Source organism: Microbacterium sp. Nx66, from assembly GCF_904066215.1.
Classification (GTDB): Bacteria; Actinomycetota; Actinomycetes; order Actinomycetales; family Microbacteriaceae; genus Microbacterium; species Microbacterium meiriae.
This window is the reverse complement of the sequence record NZ_LR880474.1, coordinates 3,101,748-3,117,568: the sequence shown is the minus strand read 5'-3', so window position 1 is coordinate 3,117,568 and position 15,821 is coordinate 3,101,748. Positions and strand designations below refer to the sequence as shown.

17 protein-coding genes are annotated in these 15,821 nt (G+C 70.3%); 7 read left to right on the top strand and 10 right to left on the bottom strand.

The features are described 5' to 3' along the window. The first annotated feature begins 73 nt into the window (after positions 1 to 73). Positions 74 to 1,363: a 23S rRNA (adenine(2503)-C(2))-methyltransferase RlmN gene (rlmN, locus tag MICNX66_RS15065; RefSeq protein WP_232089110.1), complete on the top strand. Its 1,290-nt coding sequence runs from the start codon at positions 74 to 76 to the stop codon at positions 1,361 to 1,363. Here the strand turns inward: rlmN and MICNX66_RS15060 are convergent. Next, the gene (locus MICNX66_RS15060) at positions 1,312 to 1,935 is read right to left on the bottom strand and encodes an NAD(P)H-dependent oxidoreductase (protein ID WP_187662543.1); all 624 of its coding nucleotides are present in this window, start codon (positions 1,933 to 1,935) and stop codon (positions 1,312 to 1,314) included. The genes rlmN and MICNX66_RS15060 overlap by 52 nt on opposite strands. Positions 1,936 to 1,999: 64 nt before the next feature. On the opposite strand from MICNX66_RS15060, the gene MICNX66_RS15055 reads away from it, so the two are divergent. Together MICNX66_RS15055 and MICNX66_RS15050 are read left to right on the top strand one after the other, a co-directional pair. Further along, on the top strand, positions 2,000 to 2,557 hold the full coding sequence (locus MICNX66_RS15055) for a TetR/AcrR family transcriptional regulator (RefSeq protein ID WP_187662542.1): 558 nt from the start codon (positions 2,000 to 2,002) through the stop codon (positions 2,555 to 2,557). Between the two features lie 120 nt (positions 2,558 to 2,677). Next, positions 2,678 to 4,156, top strand: a complete 1,479-nt coding sequence (locus MICNX66_RS15050) for a DUF4407 domain-containing protein (protein ID WP_187662541.1) — start codon at positions 2,678 to 2,680, stop codon at positions 4,154 to 4,156. On the opposite strand, the gene MICNX66_RS15045 is transcribed toward MICNX66_RS15050, so the two are convergent. After that, positions 4,144 to 4,458, bottom strand: a complete 315-nt coding sequence (locus MICNX66_RS15045; protein ID WP_187662540.1) for a hypothetical protein — start codon at positions 4,456 to 4,458, stop codon at positions 4,144 to 4,146. The two genes, MICNX66_RS15050 and MICNX66_RS15045, sit on opposite strands and share 13 nt — an antisense overlap. Positions 4,459 to 4,477: 19 nt before the next feature. On the opposite strand from MICNX66_RS15045, the gene yczR reads away from it, so the two are divergent. The 3 genes from yczR to MICNX66_RS15030 are packed head-to-tail and all read left to right on the top strand — an operon-like array spanning position 4,478 to position 7,545. Beyond that, on the top strand, positions 4,478 to 5,971 hold the full coding sequence (gene yczR, locus MICNX66_RS15040; RefSeq protein WP_187662539.1) for an aminotransferase-like domain-containing protein: 1,494 nt from the start codon (positions 4,478 to 4,480) through the stop codon (positions 5,969 to 5,971). Between the two features lie 9 nt (positions 5,972 to 5,980). Beyond that, positions 5,981 to 6,478, top strand: a complete 498-nt coding sequence (locus tag MICNX66_RS15035; RefSeq protein ID WP_187662538.1) for a hypothetical protein — start codon at positions 5,981 to 5,983, stop codon at positions 6,476 to 6,478. Between the two features lie 53 nt (positions 6,479 to 6,531). Continuing rightward, positions 6,532 to 7,545, top strand: a complete 1,014-nt coding sequence (locus MICNX66_RS15030) for an aldo/keto reductase family protein (RefSeq protein WP_187662537.1) — start codon at positions 6,532 to 6,534, stop codon at positions 7,543 to 7,545. 66 nt (positions 7,546 to 7,611) lie between these two features. On the opposite strand, the gene MICNX66_RS15025 is transcribed toward MICNX66_RS15030, so the two are convergent. From MICNX66_RS15025 to MICNX66_RS15010, 4 genes are read right to left on the bottom strand one after another with little or no spacing between them, the layout of a single operon-like run. Continuing rightward, the gene (locus MICNX66_RS15025; RefSeq protein WP_197971853.1) at positions 7,612 to 8,532 is read right to left on the bottom strand and encodes a carbohydrate ABC transporter permease; all 921 of its coding nucleotides are present in this window, start codon (positions 8,530 to 8,532) and stop codon (positions 7,612 to 7,614) included. Next, positions 8,529 to 9,476 carry a carbohydrate ABC transporter permease gene (locus MICNX66_RS15020; RefSeq protein WP_187662536.1) on the bottom strand — a complete coding sequence of 316 codons (948 nt, stop codon included), beginning with the start codon at positions 9,474 to 9,476 and terminating at the stop codon, positions 8,529 to 8,531. The genes MICNX66_RS15025 and MICNX66_RS15020 overlap by 4 nt, the downstream gene beginning before the upstream one ends. Before the next feature lie 3 nt (positions 9,477 to 9,479). Further along, complete coding sequence (locus tag MICNX66_RS15015) at positions 9,480 to 10,793, bottom strand: ABC transporter substrate-binding protein (RefSeq protein WP_187662535.1); 1,314 nt, start codon at positions 10,791 to 10,793, stop codon at positions 9,480 to 9,482. Positions 10,794 to 10,829: 36 nt separating this feature from the next. Beyond that, positions 10,830 to 12,065, bottom strand: coding sequence for an aminotransferase class V-fold PLP-dependent enzyme (locus tag MICNX66_RS15010; protein WP_187662534.1), 1,236 nt, complete (start codon positions 12,063 to 12,065; stop codon positions 10,830 to 10,832). A 166-nt stretch (positions 12,066 to 12,231) separates the two neighbouring features. Here MICNX66_RS15010 and MICNX66_RS15005 point away from each other — a divergent pair, with 166 nt between their 5' ends. Further along, on the top strand, positions 12,232 to 12,909 hold the full coding sequence (locus tag MICNX66_RS15005; RefSeq protein WP_085605550.1) for a FadR/GntR family transcriptional regulator: 678 nt from the start codon (positions 12,232 to 12,234) through the stop codon (positions 12,907 to 12,909). Positions 12,910 to 12,978: 69 nt separating this feature from the next. Here MICNX66_RS15005 and MICNX66_RS15000 read toward each other — a convergent pair whose 3' ends face one another. From MICNX66_RS15000 to rbsD, 4 genes are read right to left on the bottom strand one after another with little or no spacing between them, the layout of a single operon-like run. Then, complete coding sequence (locus tag MICNX66_RS15000) at positions 12,979 to 13,494, bottom strand: glycine cleavage system protein R (protein WP_187662533.1); 516 nt, start codon at positions 13,492 to 13,494, stop codon at positions 12,979 to 12,981. Between the two features lie 21 nt (positions 13,495 to 13,515). Beyond that, a complete protein-coding gene (locus MICNX66_RS14995) occupies positions 13,516 to 14,574 on the bottom strand; it encodes a PLP-dependent cysteine synthase family protein (protein ID WP_187662532.1) in 1,059 nt (352 codons plus the stop codon). Positions 14,575 to 14,598: 24 nt separating this feature from the next. Then, positions 14,599 to 15,411: a GntR family transcriptional regulator gene (locus MICNX66_RS14990; protein ID WP_187662531.1), complete on the bottom strand. Its 813-nt coding sequence runs from the start codon at positions 15,409 to 15,411 to the stop codon at positions 14,599 to 14,601. Continuing rightward, positions 15,411 to 15,815, bottom strand: a complete 405-nt coding sequence (gene rbsD, locus MICNX66_RS14985; RefSeq protein WP_187662530.1) for a D-ribose pyranase — start codon at positions 15,813 to 15,815, stop codon at positions 15,411 to 15,413. Before rbsD ends, MICNX66_RS14990 begins: the two co-directional genes overlap by 1 nt. Positions 15,816 to 15,821 lie beyond the last annotated feature (6 nt).

Here is a 15,821-nt window from a genome sequence, read left to right as displayed (position 1 = left end):
GTAGCCGGGGAGCGGCGTGGGAAGAGGGGTCGTGCCCAGGCGCCTCCCACCCGCATCCCGGTACCCTGGAGGGATGGCCGAGAACCCCCGCACACCCGAGACGCGCTCCGCGACAGCGCCCGCGTCGTCCCGTTCGGGGGCGATCCGCGAGACCCGTACCCCGCAGGTGCGCCCCGCGACCGAGGGCTGGACCCAGAAGAAGGACGCGGAAGGGCGCCCCCTGCTGCAGTTCGCGAGCCCGAAGCGCGGCAAGCCGCCGGTCCACCTCGCCGACCTCACCCCGGCCGAGCGCATCGAGAAGGTGAAGGAACTCGGGCTCCCCGGCTTCCGTGCCAAGCAGCTCGCCACCCACTACTTCCGGCACTACACGTCCGACCCCGCGGAGATGACCGACCTCCCCGCCGGTATCCGCGACGAGCTGGTCGCCGGCATGCTTCCGCCCCTCATGACCGAGGTGCGACGACTGGAGACCGACCGCGGCGACACCATCAAGTTCCTGTGGCGTCTGCATGACGGTGCTCTCGTCGAGTCCGTCCTCATGCGCTATCCCGGCCGCATCACGCTCTGCGTGTCGAGCCAGGCCGGCTGCGGCATGAACTGCCCGTTCTGCGCCACCGGGCAGGCGGGACTGACCCGCAACATGTCCACCGCGGAGATCATCGAGCAGATCGTCCGGGCGAACCGGGCCATCGCCAACGGTGAGCTGGGCGGCAAGAAGCGCGACGACCACAGCATGGAGCGCGTCTCCAACATCGTCTTCATGGGGATGGGAGAGCCGCTCGCCAACTACAAGCGCGTCATGGACGCGGTGCGCACCATGGTCGCCCCCCAGCCCGACGGTCTCGGCATGAGCGCGCGTGGCATCACGGTGTCCACCGTGGGTCTCGTGCCCGCGATACGGAAGCTCGCCGACGAGAACATCCCCGTCACGTTCGCCCTGTCGCTGCACGCCCCCGACGACCACCTTCGCGACGAGCTCATCCCCGTGAACTCGCGGTGGAAGGTCGACGAGGCGCTCGATGCGGCCTACGACTACTACGCCAAGACCGGTCGTCGGGTGTCCATCGAGTACGCACTCATCAAGGACATGAACGACCATGCGTGGCGGGCCGACCTGCTGGCGGAGAAGCTCAACCAGCGCGGTCGCGGGTGGGTGCACGTGAACCCGATCCCGCTGAACCCGACGCCGGGTTCGATCTGGACGTCGTCGGAGAAGGACGTCACGGACGAGTTCGTGCGGCGGCTGAACGACGCCGGCATCCCGACGACCCTCCGCGACACCCGTGGCAAGGAGATCGACGGCGCCTGCGGTCAGCTCGTGGCGACGACCGAGGACGAGGCTGCTGCCGCTGCCCTGGCCTGACGCGCGCGGTCGCGAGCCGCATCCGCGGCGCCGAGTCGCTCGGCCCGGTCGAGCCATCCGGTGATGGTCGCAGGGCGGGCGTGCTTCACGCCCAGCATCCGCGTTGTGCGGACGGCGCGGATGCCGCAGAAGCGCAGAGTGTTGCGGGCGACCTGGGTGTGCGCGGGCATTCCGGTGAACGGCACGGCGTACCAGGGCGTGTCCGCGAGCAGGAGCAGCCGGCCGTGCCGCGCCGGGAGGAGCCCCTGGGGGAGTCCGCGCTTCGTGTAGCGGTACTCCTGCTGGGGGAGGAGGGTGCGGTCGAAGAACCCTTTGAGCAGTGCGGGCACCGAGCCCCACCACAGCGGGGTGGTGACCACGAGCGCATCGGCTTCGTGGAGCGCGCGCCGCGCGTCGACGAGGTCGGGCTCGAGCGTCATGCGCTCCCGGTAGCCGAATCGCAGGTTCGGGTCGAAGTCGAGGTCGCGCAGCGCGAGCAGGCGCGCATCGCCGTGGCCGTCCGCGTAACGACGGGCGAGGGCGGCGGTGAGCGAGCGGGCGTCGGGGTGGCCGTCGATGACGAGTGCGGACATGCGGTTCCTATCTGGACAGTGTCAACCTGGTTGGACAGTGTCAACATAGGAAACAATGTTGCTTATGTCAAGTTCGAAGGACGGCTACCACCACGGTGATCTGGCGCGTGCGCTCGAGGACGCCGCGATGCGGCTGCTCGAGACGAGACCGGCCGCCGAGATCAGCCTCCGCGAAGTGGCGCGCGCGGCGAACGTCAGCCACAACGCCCCCTATCACCACTTCTCCGATCGCCTCGGGCTGCTCAAGGCCCTGGCCGAGCGGAGCATGGCCGACCTTCTCCGGCAGGTGCGTGTGGCGGCCCAGGGTGCCGCGACGCCGCACGACGCCCTCGTCGCCGGAGGATCGGCCTACATCCGCTTCGCCGTCGAGCATCCCCACGCGTTCGATGCCGTCTACGACCCCACCGTGTGCGTACCGGGGTCTCCTACCGAGACCATGGCCCCGCTGATCGAGGCGCTCGAGGGCGTGCTCGCGGAGGCGGCCGCCGCGGCGGGGCTCGACCGCCCGGCGGACGTCGTGTCGCTGTGGGGGCTGATGCACGGCCTGGGCACCCTCGCCGCGGCCGGCCACTTCACGCTCGACGACGCCCTGTCCGCCTACGCGGCCTCTCTCACCCGCTGACTCTTTCGAGTCGCGCACCTTGCTCCATTCCCGGCCGAGATGGAGCGATCTGCGCGATTCGAAGGGTTCTCGCCCCGGTCTTCCACGGTATGCACAGGCGGAGTTTCGTAGATTGTCGGGATGCCCTATTCCGCCCACCGCCCGGGTCGCTTCGATTCGCAGGGTCGGATCATCATCGACGGCGACCCGAACGCCGAGACGGATGACCTCGACTTCCTGCGCGAGTACGAGCCGACCGGCGACACACCCGCGCAGCCCGACGTCGCGTCCGACGACCCGACGTCCGAGCCGGTGACGGCGCCCGACGCCCCGGTCGACGCGGAGCCCGCCCCCGACCGTCCGGCGCGCCCGCAGCGCGTCCGGAAGTCGCGTCGCCGACGCACCGCCGCCGAACGCCTCCGTGCTCTCGCGATCCTCGGCGGGGCGGAGGGCGAGATCCTCGACAGGGTCCCCGGCGAGACCCCGCGCTTCGTGCAGATGTTCTTCGTGCTCGCCGGGACCGCCTTGGTCAGCGCGATCTCCATGCTCTTCGCCCTGACGACGGGGGTGCGCGCGGCGGTCTGGCTGGCCATCCCGCTCGCGATCGTGTGGGCACTGATCATCTTCAACCTCGACCGCTTCCTCACCTCGACCATGACGTCGACCCGCAACGTCTGGAAGCTCATCGGCCTCGCGATCCCCCGCGTCATCATGGCGGCGATCATCGGGTTCGTCGTCGCGGAGCCGCTCGTGCTGCAGATCTTCCACAACGACATCTCCCGGGAGGTCGCCGCGACCAACATCGTGCAGGCGCAGTCCGACCAGGAGGCGCTCGAGACCGGTCCGGAGAAGAAGGCGCTGGACGCGGCGTCCGAGCGCGTCGCGGCGCTCGAGAACCAGGCGGCGACGGGCATCGTCGCCGGGACCGAGTCGTCATCGGCCACGGAGTCGGCCGCCCAGTCCACGGTCGACGATCTGACGGCCAAGCTCACGGAGCAGCAGGCGGTGATCGACCAGGCGCGGACGCTGTATCAGTGCGAGCTCACCGGCGAGGGCGCGGGCACCGTTCCCGGCTGCACCGGTGTGAACGGCGAGGGTGCGAGCTCGCAGGCCGCGCAGGCCCAGCTCGCCGAGGCCCAGCAGACCTACGATGCACTGGCCGCCCAGCTCCGCACGGCCAACGAGGAGCTCGCCGCTGCCGGAAGCGCCGCCAAGGAGAACACCACGGCGTCGGAGTCGCAGAACCGTCAGCAGGCGCAGGGCGAGCTCCCCGCCGCGCGCGACACGTATGAGCAAGCGCTCGCGGCTTACAACGCCCGGGCGGACTCCGTGGCGCAGGGCAACGCCGGGGCGGTGGGACTGCTGAGCCAGATCAGCGGCCTCAACCGCCTGAGCGAGAAGGAGCCCACGATCCTGTGGGCGCACATCCTCATCGCGGCGCTGTTCTTCATGATCGAGCTGCTGCCGGTGCTGGTGAAGGTGCTCACGAGCTACGGCGACCCGAGCCTCTACGAGAAGGCGCTGGCCATCCGCAAGCAGGTCGCCCTGGACAGGGTGACGGCGGAGGGCTTCCGCGACCGCGCCGACATCGTCACCACCCCCGGGGCTCAGGCCACCTGACTCCTTTCGAATCGCTCACTGTGCTCCATCCCGGCCGGGTTCGGGACAAAGTGGGCGATTCGAACGCGGGAGAGGTCCCCGGACCGGGACGCCAGCGCGAGGGAACGGGTCAGGGCGACCGTGGACGGGGTGGTCTGCCCCGGGGTGCCGGTCACGGCGGCCTCGATGAGAGCGAGCGGTCCGAGGAGGGCGGGGTCGTGGGTGCGGGCGTCGTCGCCGAGCCAGTCGAGGAGTTCGCCCATGGTCCAATCCCGGTCGATTGGACCGAGATCGAGACCGAAGCTGGTCGTGGGAACTGTCATTGGTCCAGAATCAGGTCTCATGGACACCCTCGACAGGGCCAATACGACGCCGGTGGCCCACGGATCGGCTCCCGGCCCTCTCGTCCAGGGCGGGGAGGTCTCCGCGTCCGCGCTCGCCCCACTCCTCGGCCGCTGGGCGCACGGCGACGGCACGCTCTCCACCCGACTCGCCGCGGCGATCGCCGCCCTGATCGGCAGTGGTGAGCTGCGCCCCGCCGACCGTCTGCCTGCCGAACGCGCCCTCGCCGCGGTGGTCGCGGTCTCGCGGGGCACGGTCGTGTCCGCCTATGCGTCCCTCGCGGAGCAGGGTCTCGTGGAGCGCCGACAGGGCAGCGGGACGAGGGTGTCGGGGGCGAGGACGGCGCCCGCGGCCGACCGCCGCCCGGGACGTGGCGAGGCGCTGTTCTCGGCACTCCCCAATGCGATCGACCTGCTCCGCACGGTCCCGCAGATCCCGGACCTCGGGGTGCAGCTCATCCGCGACCACCAGCCGAGGCTCGACCTCGCCCTGCTCCCGGAGACCGACCCCGCGGGTCTCCCGGCCCTCCGCGAACTCATCGCCGACATGTATCGCGCCGAGGGGACGCCGACCACGCCCGAGCAGATCCTCGTGACCCACGGCGCGCAGCAGGCCATCAGCCTCGTCGTCAACGCGCTCGTGGAGCCGGGGGACGTCGTCCTCGCGGAGGAGATCACGTGGCCGGGCGTGACCGACTCCGTGGGGTTGCGCGGCGGGACGGTCCACGGCGTGCCGATGGGGGCGGACGGCCTCGACGTCGATGCGCTGGAGCAGGCGATGGCCCGACTGCGTCCCGTGCTCGTCGCGCTCAACCCGCACCACCAGAACCCGACGGGGACGCGTCTGCCCGGGGCGGCGCGGCATCGCGTGGCCGAACTCGCCGCGCAGTACGGGGTGCCCGTGATCGAGGACCGCGTCGTCGCCGGCATCTCGTTCGACGGGATCGTGCCGCCCACGCTGGCCTCGGAACGGCCGGACGCCCCGGTGCTCGTCGTCGAGTCCGTGTCGAAGTGGGCCTGGGCCGGGCTGCGGATCGGGTGGCTGCGCGCCGACCCCGTCCTGGTCCGACGGCTGCGCGGTGCGCGCCAGCTCGCCGATCAGTCCACGAGCGTGCCCGGCCAGCTCCTCGCCCTCGACCTCATCGCCCACGCGACGGAGCTCCGGCGCGCCAACAGTCGCGTGCACCGGGAACGCCTCCTCCTGCTGCAGGACCTGATGGCCGCGCACGTACCGGACTGGACCTACGACGCTCCGCGGGGCGGACTCTCGCTGTGGGCGGCGCTGCCGCGGGGCTCCGCGTCCGCACTCGCGCGAATCGCTGCGGCGCACGGGGTCTCCATCGCGGGCACCGGGGCCTTCGCGGTCTCGGCCGCCGCCCCGGACGACCACGTGCGTCTGCCGTTCACCGCGCCGGACGACGTGCTCACCGAGGGGGTGCGCCGCTTGGGCGACGCCTGGCGCGAGTACCGGGAGACTCTCAGCAGCCCTGCCTAGGGTGACCGCATGACACCGGTGCCGCGCCCCACCCTCTGGATCTGCGTCGCGGGCGTGCTCGCCGTCACCGCGTACGCCGCGCTCGCCGCCGTGCAGATCCTCGTGCTGAACCCGCTCGCCGCGGCGCCGGGCGGCCTCTCCCTCGACGAGGTCAGGGCCGCGATGTCGAACGCCGGAGAGAGCCTCATGCCGCAGACCGTCCTCGGCATCCTCGGCGCGGGTGTGTGCCTGGGAGTCGGGACGGCGGTCGTCTGCCTCCTCACGCGGGCTCCGGCGGTGGTGGCCGGCATGACCTTCCTCGCGCTGCTCATGGGCGGGGCGCCGGCCTACTTCGTCGCGTCGTTCGGCCCTGGCATGGGGCTCGCCGACACCTTCGGCATCAGCGGCGCCGATGCCTCCCCGTGGGCGCTGCCCCTGTACGCGGTCAGCGCGCTCTCCGCGGTCGGGGTGCTGGTCGGGGCCGCGGTCACGTCCCGCCGCCGCGGGCCTTCGCCCGCCACCGCCTGATGATCGCGGCCGATCCGGCCCGCCGGTCCCCCTGGCGGGACTAGCGTTGGTCCATGGTCAACTATCGCTATCTCGGCAACAGCGGTCTCAAGGTCTCGGAGATCACCTATGGCAACTGGGTCACGCACGCCTCGCAGGTCGAGGACGACGCCGCGGTCAAGACCGTGCACGCCGCCCTGGATGCCGGCATCACCACGTTCGACACCGCGGACACGTACGCCAACACGGCGGCCGAGGTCGTGCTCGGCAAGGCCTTGGAGGGTCAGCGTCGCGAGAGCCTCGAGATCTTCACGAAGGTCTACTTCCCGACCGGTCCCAAGGGTCCGAACGACACCGGCCTGAGCCGCAAGCACATCATGGAGTCGATCAACGGCTCGCTGCAGCGTCTCGGCACCGACTACGTCGACCTGTACCAGGCGCACCGCTTCGACCACGAGACCCCGCTGGAGGAGACGTTCCAGGCCTTCGCCGACATCGTGCGGCAGGGCAAGGCGCTCTACATCGGCGTCTCGGAGTGGACCGCGGAGCAGCTCCGCGACGGGCACGCGCTGGCGAAGCAGCTCGGCATCCAGCTCATCTCGAACCAGCCGCAGTACTCGATGCTGTGGCGGGTCATCGAGGGCAAGGTCGTCCCCGCGTCGGAGGAGCTCGGCATCTCGCAGATCGTCTGGTCGCCGATGGCGCAGGGCGTGCTCAGCGGCAAGTACCTGCCGGGGCAGCCGGTGCCGGAGGGCTCGCGGGCGACCGACCAGAACTCGGGCGCGGGCTTCATCAAGAGCTTCCTGCAGGACGACATCCTCACCGCGGTGCAGCGCCTCAAGCCGATCGCCGAGCAGGCGGGGCTGTCGATGCCGCAGCTCGCGATCGCGTGGGTACTGCAGAACCCGAACGTCGCGGCGGCCCTCGTCGGCGCCTCCCGCCCGGAGCAGCTCGCCGACACGGTCAAGGCCTCCGGCGTGAAGCTCGACGCCGACACGATGACCGCGATCGACGAGGCTCTCGGCGACACGGTCAACCGCGACGCCGAGCACACGTACTCGGTGTCGCCGAAGTCCCGGCTCGTCTAAGCCTTCGAAGAGCGCACATGGTCCCATTCCGTCGCGGAATGGGACCATGTGCGCTCTTCGGGCGGGTTACTCCTTGACGGCCCCGGCCGTGAGGCCCTGGACGATCCAGCGGCTGGCGAGGGCGAACATCACCATCGTCGGGAGGATCGTCAGCACGGCCGCGGCGCTCATGGAGCCCCAGTCGATGTTGAACGTGGAGATGAAGCCGTTCAGCGCCGATGGGACGGTGCGGTTCGCGTCGGTGTTCATCAGCACGACCGACAGGAACAGCTCGTTCCAGCAGTTCACGAAGTTGAAGATGAACGCCGCGATGATGCCAGGCGTCATCACCGGCACGAGCACCCGGAACAGGGCACCCAGGCGCGAGCAGCCGTCGATCATCGCCGCCTCCTCCAGCGCGTCGGGGACGTTCTCGAAGAAGCCCCGCAGCATGACCGTGGAGAACGGGATGCAGATCGCGATGTAGACGAGGATGAGCCCCGGCTTGGTGTCGACGAGTCCCAGGTCGGTCATCATCGAGTACAGCGGTCCCAGGGCGATGAACGCCGGGATCATCTGCGTCAGCAGGAACGCGATGAGCACCGCCCCCTTGCCGCGGAACTCGAACCGCGCCAGCACGTACGCACTGAGCAGGGCGATGAGCGTCGCCACCGCGCCGGCCGACACCGCCACGATGGCCGAGTTCGCCAGGAACGTCCCGAACGAGCTCTTCTCGAACAGGCTCGTGAAGTTGTCGAGCGAGGGCTCGCTCGGCCAGTACTCGATCGGGAAGCGGTTGATCGTGCCCGGCGACTTGAACGCGGTGAGCGTGATCCAGTACAGCGGGAACAGCGTGATGAGCAGCCACAGCCCCAGGCCGACGACACGCACCACGCCGCCCACCGTGACGCGGGGCTTCGGGCGCGGGGCGGCCTTCGGGTCGGGCACCGTGATGCGACGGGTCTCCGTGACCGAGGAGCCGGTCCGGACGGATGAGGTGATGGTCATCGCTGCACTCTCCGCATCGCCATCAGGTAGAACGCGCAGAACACCATGAGGAAGGCCACGACGATGAGCCCGATGGCGCTCGCGATGCCGTAGTTGCCCTGCTGCGTGTAGTTGATCATCCACGTCGTGATGATGTGGGTCTGGTTGGCCGGGCCGCCGTTCGTCATCGCGTAGATGATGTCGGGGAAGTTGAAGATCCAGATCACGCGCAGCAGGATCGTCAGCAGCAGCGTCATCGAGATGTACGGGATGATGATCGAGAACAGCTGCCGCACCTTGCCGGCGCCGTCCAGGCTCGCCGCCTCCAGCATCTCGTCCGGCACCGACTGCAGGGCCGCGAGGATCATGATCGCGAAGAAGGTCACGCCGTACCAGATGTTCGCGACGATCACGGCGAACATCGCGAGCTTCGGATCGGCCAGCCACGGCAGCGGCGCGTCGATCAGCCCCGCCTTCATGAGCAGGTCGTTGACGACGCCGAACTCGGCGTTGAACATCCAGCGGAACAGCATGCCGATCAGGAAGCCGGACACCGCCCACGGGAAGAACACCAGCGCCTGGTAGAGCCCGCGGAAGCGGAATCGCTTGCGCAGGGCGAGAGCGATGAGGAAGCCGATCACGAGCTGCGGCACGAGCGAGCCGACCACCCAGAGCACGGAGTTCCACGCCACGGTCGGGAACGCCGGGTCCCGGAAGACGGCGAGGAAGTTGTCGATGCCGACGAACGGGGTCGACGTGAGGTCCCACAGGTTCCAGTCGTGGAACGCCATGCGGGCGCCCTGCAGCATCGGCCAGTACGTGAACCAGCAGACGAAGACGATCGCCGGCGCGAGGAACGCCAGCAGGGTGAGCGCAGTGCGACCCCGGAACGGCCGACGACGCGATGCCGGGGAGGCCCCGCCGGCGGTGCCGACGGAGCCCCCTTCACGGATGGTGCGGGCCACGGATCAACCCTTCTCCGCGGCGTACTTCTCGGTCCAGAACGCGTCCCACGAGGCGAGGAGGTCCTTCGTGGACATGTTGCCGAGCAGCACGCTCTGCACGTCCTGGTCGGACTTCTGGATCCACTCGGTCCACCAGCTCACCCCACGCGGCTGACGCACGTTGACGTAGGTCTCCGGGTCTTCGGTCATGGTGACGTAGCTCGTCCAGGGGCCGGTCGAGTAGAACTCGTCGTCCGCGGCGGCCGCGATGATCGGGACGAGGCTGTTCGCCTGCGCGAACTCGGTGGCGGGCTCGGCCGACGACAGGAACTCGACGAGCTTGACCGCCGCCTCCTTGTGCTCGCTGTTCTCCGCGACACCCCAACCGGCGACGGCGAGGGGCTGTGCGGCCTTGCCGGACGGGCCGACGAGCAGCGGGGCGGTGTCCCACTGGTCTTCGGTCAGCGAGGAGTCCTGCACCGTCGCGATGACCTCCGGGTCCTGCAGCAGGAACGCGGTGGTGCCGTTGGTGAACCCGGCGACCATCTCGGGGTAGCCCCACGAGACGGCGGACGGCGGCGAGGCCTCTTTGAACAGGTCGAAGTAGTCGTCGACGGCCTCCTGGGCCTCGGGCGCGGCGAAGATCGTGGAGCCGTCCTCCATGAGGAACGCGTCCTCCGTGTCGAGGCCGTCGATCGTGTAGGCCTCGATCGCCGCGACGACGTTGCTGTTGGCGTTCTGGCCGCCGCGGAAGGCGTAGCCGTAGATGTTGTTCGACGGGTCCTGGATGGCGGACGCCTGCTCCAGCAGGTCCTTCCAGCTGTGCGGCGGGCCGTCGAAGCCGGCCTGCTCGACGAGGTCCGTGCGGTAGAAGAGCGACAGGCCGTAGAAGCCGTAGGGGACGAAGTAGCTCTTGCCGTCCTCCGCGACCGATGCCGACTGCGCGTTCTCGGTCAGGGCGTCCCAGCCGTCCCACTTCTTCAGATCGTCGCCCAGGTCGTACAGCCAGCCGTTGTTCGCGAACGGCCCGACGGTGATGTCGCGCACCTCGAGCACGTCGACGCCCTTGCCGGACTGCAGCATCTGCTGGATCTTCTGGTCGGCCTGCTCGGTGGGCGGGGAGACCAGGGTGACGGTGATGTCGGGGTTGTCCTTCTCGAACTCATCGAGCAGTCCGCGGAGGAGCTCGGTGCGTGCCGGGTTCGTCAGGCTCTCGACCATCTGGAGCGTGACGCTGCCGTCGCCGCCGGACGAGCCGGAGCCTCCGGAGCATCCGGTGAGTGCGAGGACGGCGACGGTGCCGACTCCGGCTGCGGTCGTCAAGATCTTGTTCTTCACGATGTGCCTCTCGGTGGGGGTGGGTGGGTGTTCGGGTCAGGGGAGGATGAGGGCGTCCGCGGGGCGGATGCCGGCGCGGCGCAGGATCGCCGGGACGCAGCGCTCGACGAACGCCTCGACGTCGGCGGCCTCGGTGTACAGGTGCGCGGAGAGGCGGAAGTAGCCGACGCCGCGGAAGCTCGTGAACGCGGTCTCCACGCCGACCTCGTCGAGGAGGTCCATGCGCAGCGCGTCGGCCTCCTCGCGGGTGGCGCCGAGGCCGAGCGGCAGCCGGATGAGGCGCATGGACGGCACCGGTGAGGGGAGCGGGGTCAGCGGGTCCTCGTCGCCGAACGGGCGCAGGGCCTCGGCGATGAGCTCGGCCCCCGCGTCGGCGCGCGCTGCCATGGCTTCGCGGGCGGCCGCCCATCCGAACTCGGCCTCGATGAACTCGATCGCGGTGGGGGTGGCGAGGTACGTCGTGGCGTCGATCGTGCCCTGCGTGTCGAAGCGCTCGGGATACGGCTCGCGCGCGGCCCAGGAGTCGATCAGCGGCCAGAGCTCGTCGCGGTCGGGGGCGGTGGTGACCAGGAGGGCGGAGCCGCGCGGGGCGCAGGGCCACTTGTGCAGGTTGCCGAACCACCAGTCGCCGCCGGCGACGGCCGCCGCGTCCGGGATGAGGCCGGGGGCGTGGGCGCCGTCGACCAGGGTGCGCACGCCGCGCTCGGCCGCGAGGTCGGCGATGCGGCGGGTCGGCAGCAGGCGAGCCGTGGGCGAGGTGATCTGGTCGACGACGAGCAGCCGCGTGCGCGGGGTGAGGGCGTCGGCGAACAGCTGCACGATCTCGTCGTCATCGGCGAGCAGGGGCAGGGCGACCGTGCGGACGGCGGCGCCGAACCGGCGGGCGAGGCGCTCGGCTCCCATGGTGATGGCCCCGTAGCCCTGGTCGGTGACGAGGATCTCGTCGCCCCTCTCGAGCTGGAGGGCGTTGTAGATGACGGTGGCCGCGGCGGAGGCGTTGGGCACGAACACGCTGTCCTCCGCGCGGGCGCCGACGAACGGAGCCGTCCGCTGCCTCGCTTCCTGCACGCGCTCCGCGATGCGCGGGAACCACTCCACGGGGCTCAGGTCGGCACGGCGGCGCAGGGCGTCCTGATGGGCGACCACCACCGACGGCACCGCCCCGAAGGACCCGTGGTTGAGGTGGATCACGGTCGGGTCGAGCGGCCAGGCGTCGCGCGCCCGCAGGCCGGAGTTCAGCGTGAGCGGAGCGGGGAACTGCGGAGCGGGCATCGGACCTCATCGGTGAGTGGGGGCGAGTTGTTGCACAACTTTGCCACACGCCTTCGGTTTTGGCTACGAAAGCGCGAAGATGAAACATAGTTGTCATACGAGTTTGCGGCCGTCGGTGTGTCCGACAGACTTCACGAGGGGTGGAGGAGTGGCGGAGAGGATGACGATGAGCGCACTCGACACGGCGCTGCACGGGCTGCGGGCCCTCATCGCCGACGGCGCTCTGCGCCCCGGCGACCGGCTGCCGAGCGAGGGAGAGCTCTGCGAACGGCTCGGCGTCTCACGGGGATCGCTCCGTGAGGCCATCCGGACTCTCGCCGCGCTCGGCGTGCTGGAGACGCGGCACGGCTCCGGGAGCTACGTCAGCGAGCTCCGCGCGGCCGATCTCATCGGCAGTCTCTCGCTCACGGTCGGGCTGCTGCCGATGGCGGGGGTGCTGGAGCTGACGGAGCTCCGACGGGTGCTCGAGCCGCATGCGGCGGCGCTCGCCGCGGCCCGCATCGACGAGGACACGGTGGCCGCACTCGACGAGGTGCTCACGGAGATCGAGTCGACGACGGACTTCGAGGCGCAGTCCCGCCTCGACCACGAGTTCCACATGGCCATCTCCTCGGTCGCGGGCAACGAGGCCCTGACCAGCCTGATCGACGTGCTGCGCTCCCGTTCCCGGGCCTACCGGATATCCGACCCCGAGGACGCCGCGGAGCTCAAGATCCACTCCGATGCCGGTCACCGCGCGATCCTGCGCGGCCTCGCCGCCGCGGATCCGGTGGCAGCCTCCGCCGCCGCGTCCGCCCACGTCGCCTACACCGAGTACTGGGTGCGGCGATACTCCGGCCTCTGACTGCGTTCGAATCGCGCGATCGGTCCCATCCGGCGGCCGGATAGAGCCATTCAGGCGATTCGAACGGGGTCAGCCGAGGGTGATGTCGACCTGGATCTCCGACGCGAGGCGCTCGAGGTCGGCGCGCAGGGCGTCGAGGTCGACCGTCGGCGGGACCTTCGCGATCACCGAGGCCTCGAACAGTCGCCCGCCGGCCATCGCGGCCTCCCGGGTCTCGGTCGTGAGCTCCTCGATGCTCAGGGCGTGCGCGTTCAGCACCGCCGACACCTCCCGCACGATGCCGGGGCGGTCGTTGCCGAGCACCTGCATCACGATCAGCTGCTCCTCGTCCTCCGACGGCCCCGGCGTGCCGGTGAGCACCGACAGCGTGAGCAGCCCCTGGCCTTGGATCGCCCGGAGCGCGGTCTCGAGCTCCCCCGTGCGCTCCGTCGGCACGGACACCTCGATGACACCCGCGAACGTGCCGGCGAGTTCGGCGAGGGAGCTGTTCTCCCAGTTGCCGCCGTGGGCATCGACGACATCGGCGACGGCGGCCACGAGGCCAGGACGATCGGCACCCGCGACGGTGAGGATGAGTGTGGTCATGGGGTCAGCGTAACCCGGGGATCACTCCGCCCAGACCCCGGTCTCCAGGAACCGCTCCAGCCGCGCACGGTGCGGGGCGAGGTCCCACCCCTGCTGCGCCACCCACTCGTCGGAGTAGTACGTGCCGGCGTAGCGCACACCGCTGTCGCAGATGAGGGTCACGACGCTGCCGGTCTCGCCGGCGGCACGCATCCGGGCGATGAGCTGGAACGCGCCGTAGAGGTTCGTGCCGGTGGAGCCGCCCGCCCAGTGCAGGGTGCGCTCGCGGAGGAGGCGGATCGCGGCGATGGAGCCCGCGTCCGGCACCTGGATCATCTCGTCGATCACGGACGGCACGAACGAGGCCTCCACCCGCGGCCGCCCGATGCCTTCGATGCGGCTCGGGCGTCCCGCCGGCGGGTCGACCGTCCCCGCCCAGCCGTCGTAGAAGGCCGAGCCCTCGGGGTCGACGACCGCGATCCGGGTGTCATGGCGGCGGTACTTCACATAGCGGCCGAACGTGGCGCTGGTACCGCCGGTGCCGGCGCCCGTGACGATCCAGCGGGGGATCGGATGCCGCTCCTGGGCGAGCTGGCTGAACACGCTCTCGGCGATGTTGTTGTTGCCGCGCCAGTCGGTCGCGCGCTCCGCGAACGTGAACTGGTCGAGGTAGTGCCCGGTGCAGTCCGCCGCCAGGCGCTGGGCCTCCGACGACATGTCCTCCGGGCGGTCGACGAAGTGGCAGGTTCCGCCGTAGAACTCGATGAGGTCGATCTTCTCCTGCACCGTCGACCGGGGCACGACGGTGATGAACTTCAGCCCCAGCATGCGGGCGAAGTAGGCCTCCGACACCGCGGTCGATCCGCTCGAGGACTCCACGAGGGTCGTGTCCTCACGGATGCGCCCGTTGACGAGCCCGTAGAGGAGGAGGGAGCGCGCGAGGCGGTGCTTGAGCGAGCCGGTCGGGTGCACCGACTCGTCCTTGAGGTAGAGGTCGATGCCCCACTCCGGCGGCAGCGGGAACAGGTGCAGGTGTGTGTCGGCGCTGCGGTTGGCATCGGCTTCCAGCAGGGCGATCGCGGTGCTGGTCCAGTCGCTCATGCCTCGAGCGTACCGGGGCCGCTGTCAGCCCACCGTGCCCGCGGGGGAGGCGCCGCCCGATCCGTCCACGTGCATCAACGAGGCCTGGGACTGCTCCTGCTGGAGCTGGAACTCGAAGCGCGAGCGGTCGCCGCGGTGGTACGCGATGAAGTACTCGATCGGCACCCCGTCCTCACTGCGGCTGATGCTGCGCAGGCGGAGGAGGGCGGAGCCGGCGCTCACACCGAGGTGCTGAGCCTGCTCGTGCGTGGCGACCGTCGCCTCGGCCGAGCGGACGCCGTGCGTGGCGATGATGCCGTGGTCGGCGAGCAGCCGGTACAGCGACGCCTCGGTGAGATCCGCGCCGAGCGTCACCGCCCCCACCGCCTCGGGCATCCACGTGGTCGAGAGCGACCAGGGCTCGCCGTCCACGTGTCGCAGCCGCTCCAGCACGATCACCGGCGATCCGACCGGCACCTCCAGGGCCAGGGCGACCTCCTCGTCCGCGACGGTCTGCTCGTGGCGGAGGACGTCGCTGTGCACATGGCCGCCGCGCCGCTCGACGTCGTCGTACAGCCCGACGAGCGTGTGCACGAGACTCTCGCTCGTGCGCGGGCGGGAGACGAACGTGCCCTTGCCCTTCACGCGCTCGACGAGTCCCTCGTGCTCGAGCTGCGCCAGCGCCTGCCGAACGACCGTGCGGGAGATGCCGTAGCGCTCGCACAGCCGGTGCTCGCCGGGAAGAGGATCGCCCGGCTGCAGACCGTCGCGGGCGATGCCGTCGATGATGAGCTGCCGGAGCTGGTCGTACATGGGCGCCGCGCTGTGGCGGTCGATGGCGTCCTCGATGAGGGACATCAGTACGCCACCCCCGCGTGCAGGATCACGTTCGCGTACGGGGTGAACTCCCCGGAGCGCACGAAGGCGCGGGCGGCGTGCGTGCGCCGCTTGAACTCGACGTGCGGGACCAGCTCGATCTCGAACCCCGCATCGGCGAAGCGCTCGCGCAGGGCGTCGAGCACCTCCGGGCTCTTCTCGGCGACCTCGGCCGACACCGTCGCGCCCTCGACGACGAGCTCCGCGAGCACCGTGTCGAGCACGTCGAGGAAGGCGGGGGCGCCGGGGCGGTAGGCGAGGTCGATGCGCTCGGCGCCCGGCGGGATCGGCAGCCCGGCATCGGTCACGACGATCAGATCGGTGTGCCCGGTCTCGCTGATGACGCGGGAGAGCGCGGGGTTGATCGTGGTCGAGGTCTTGCGCATCGTCTG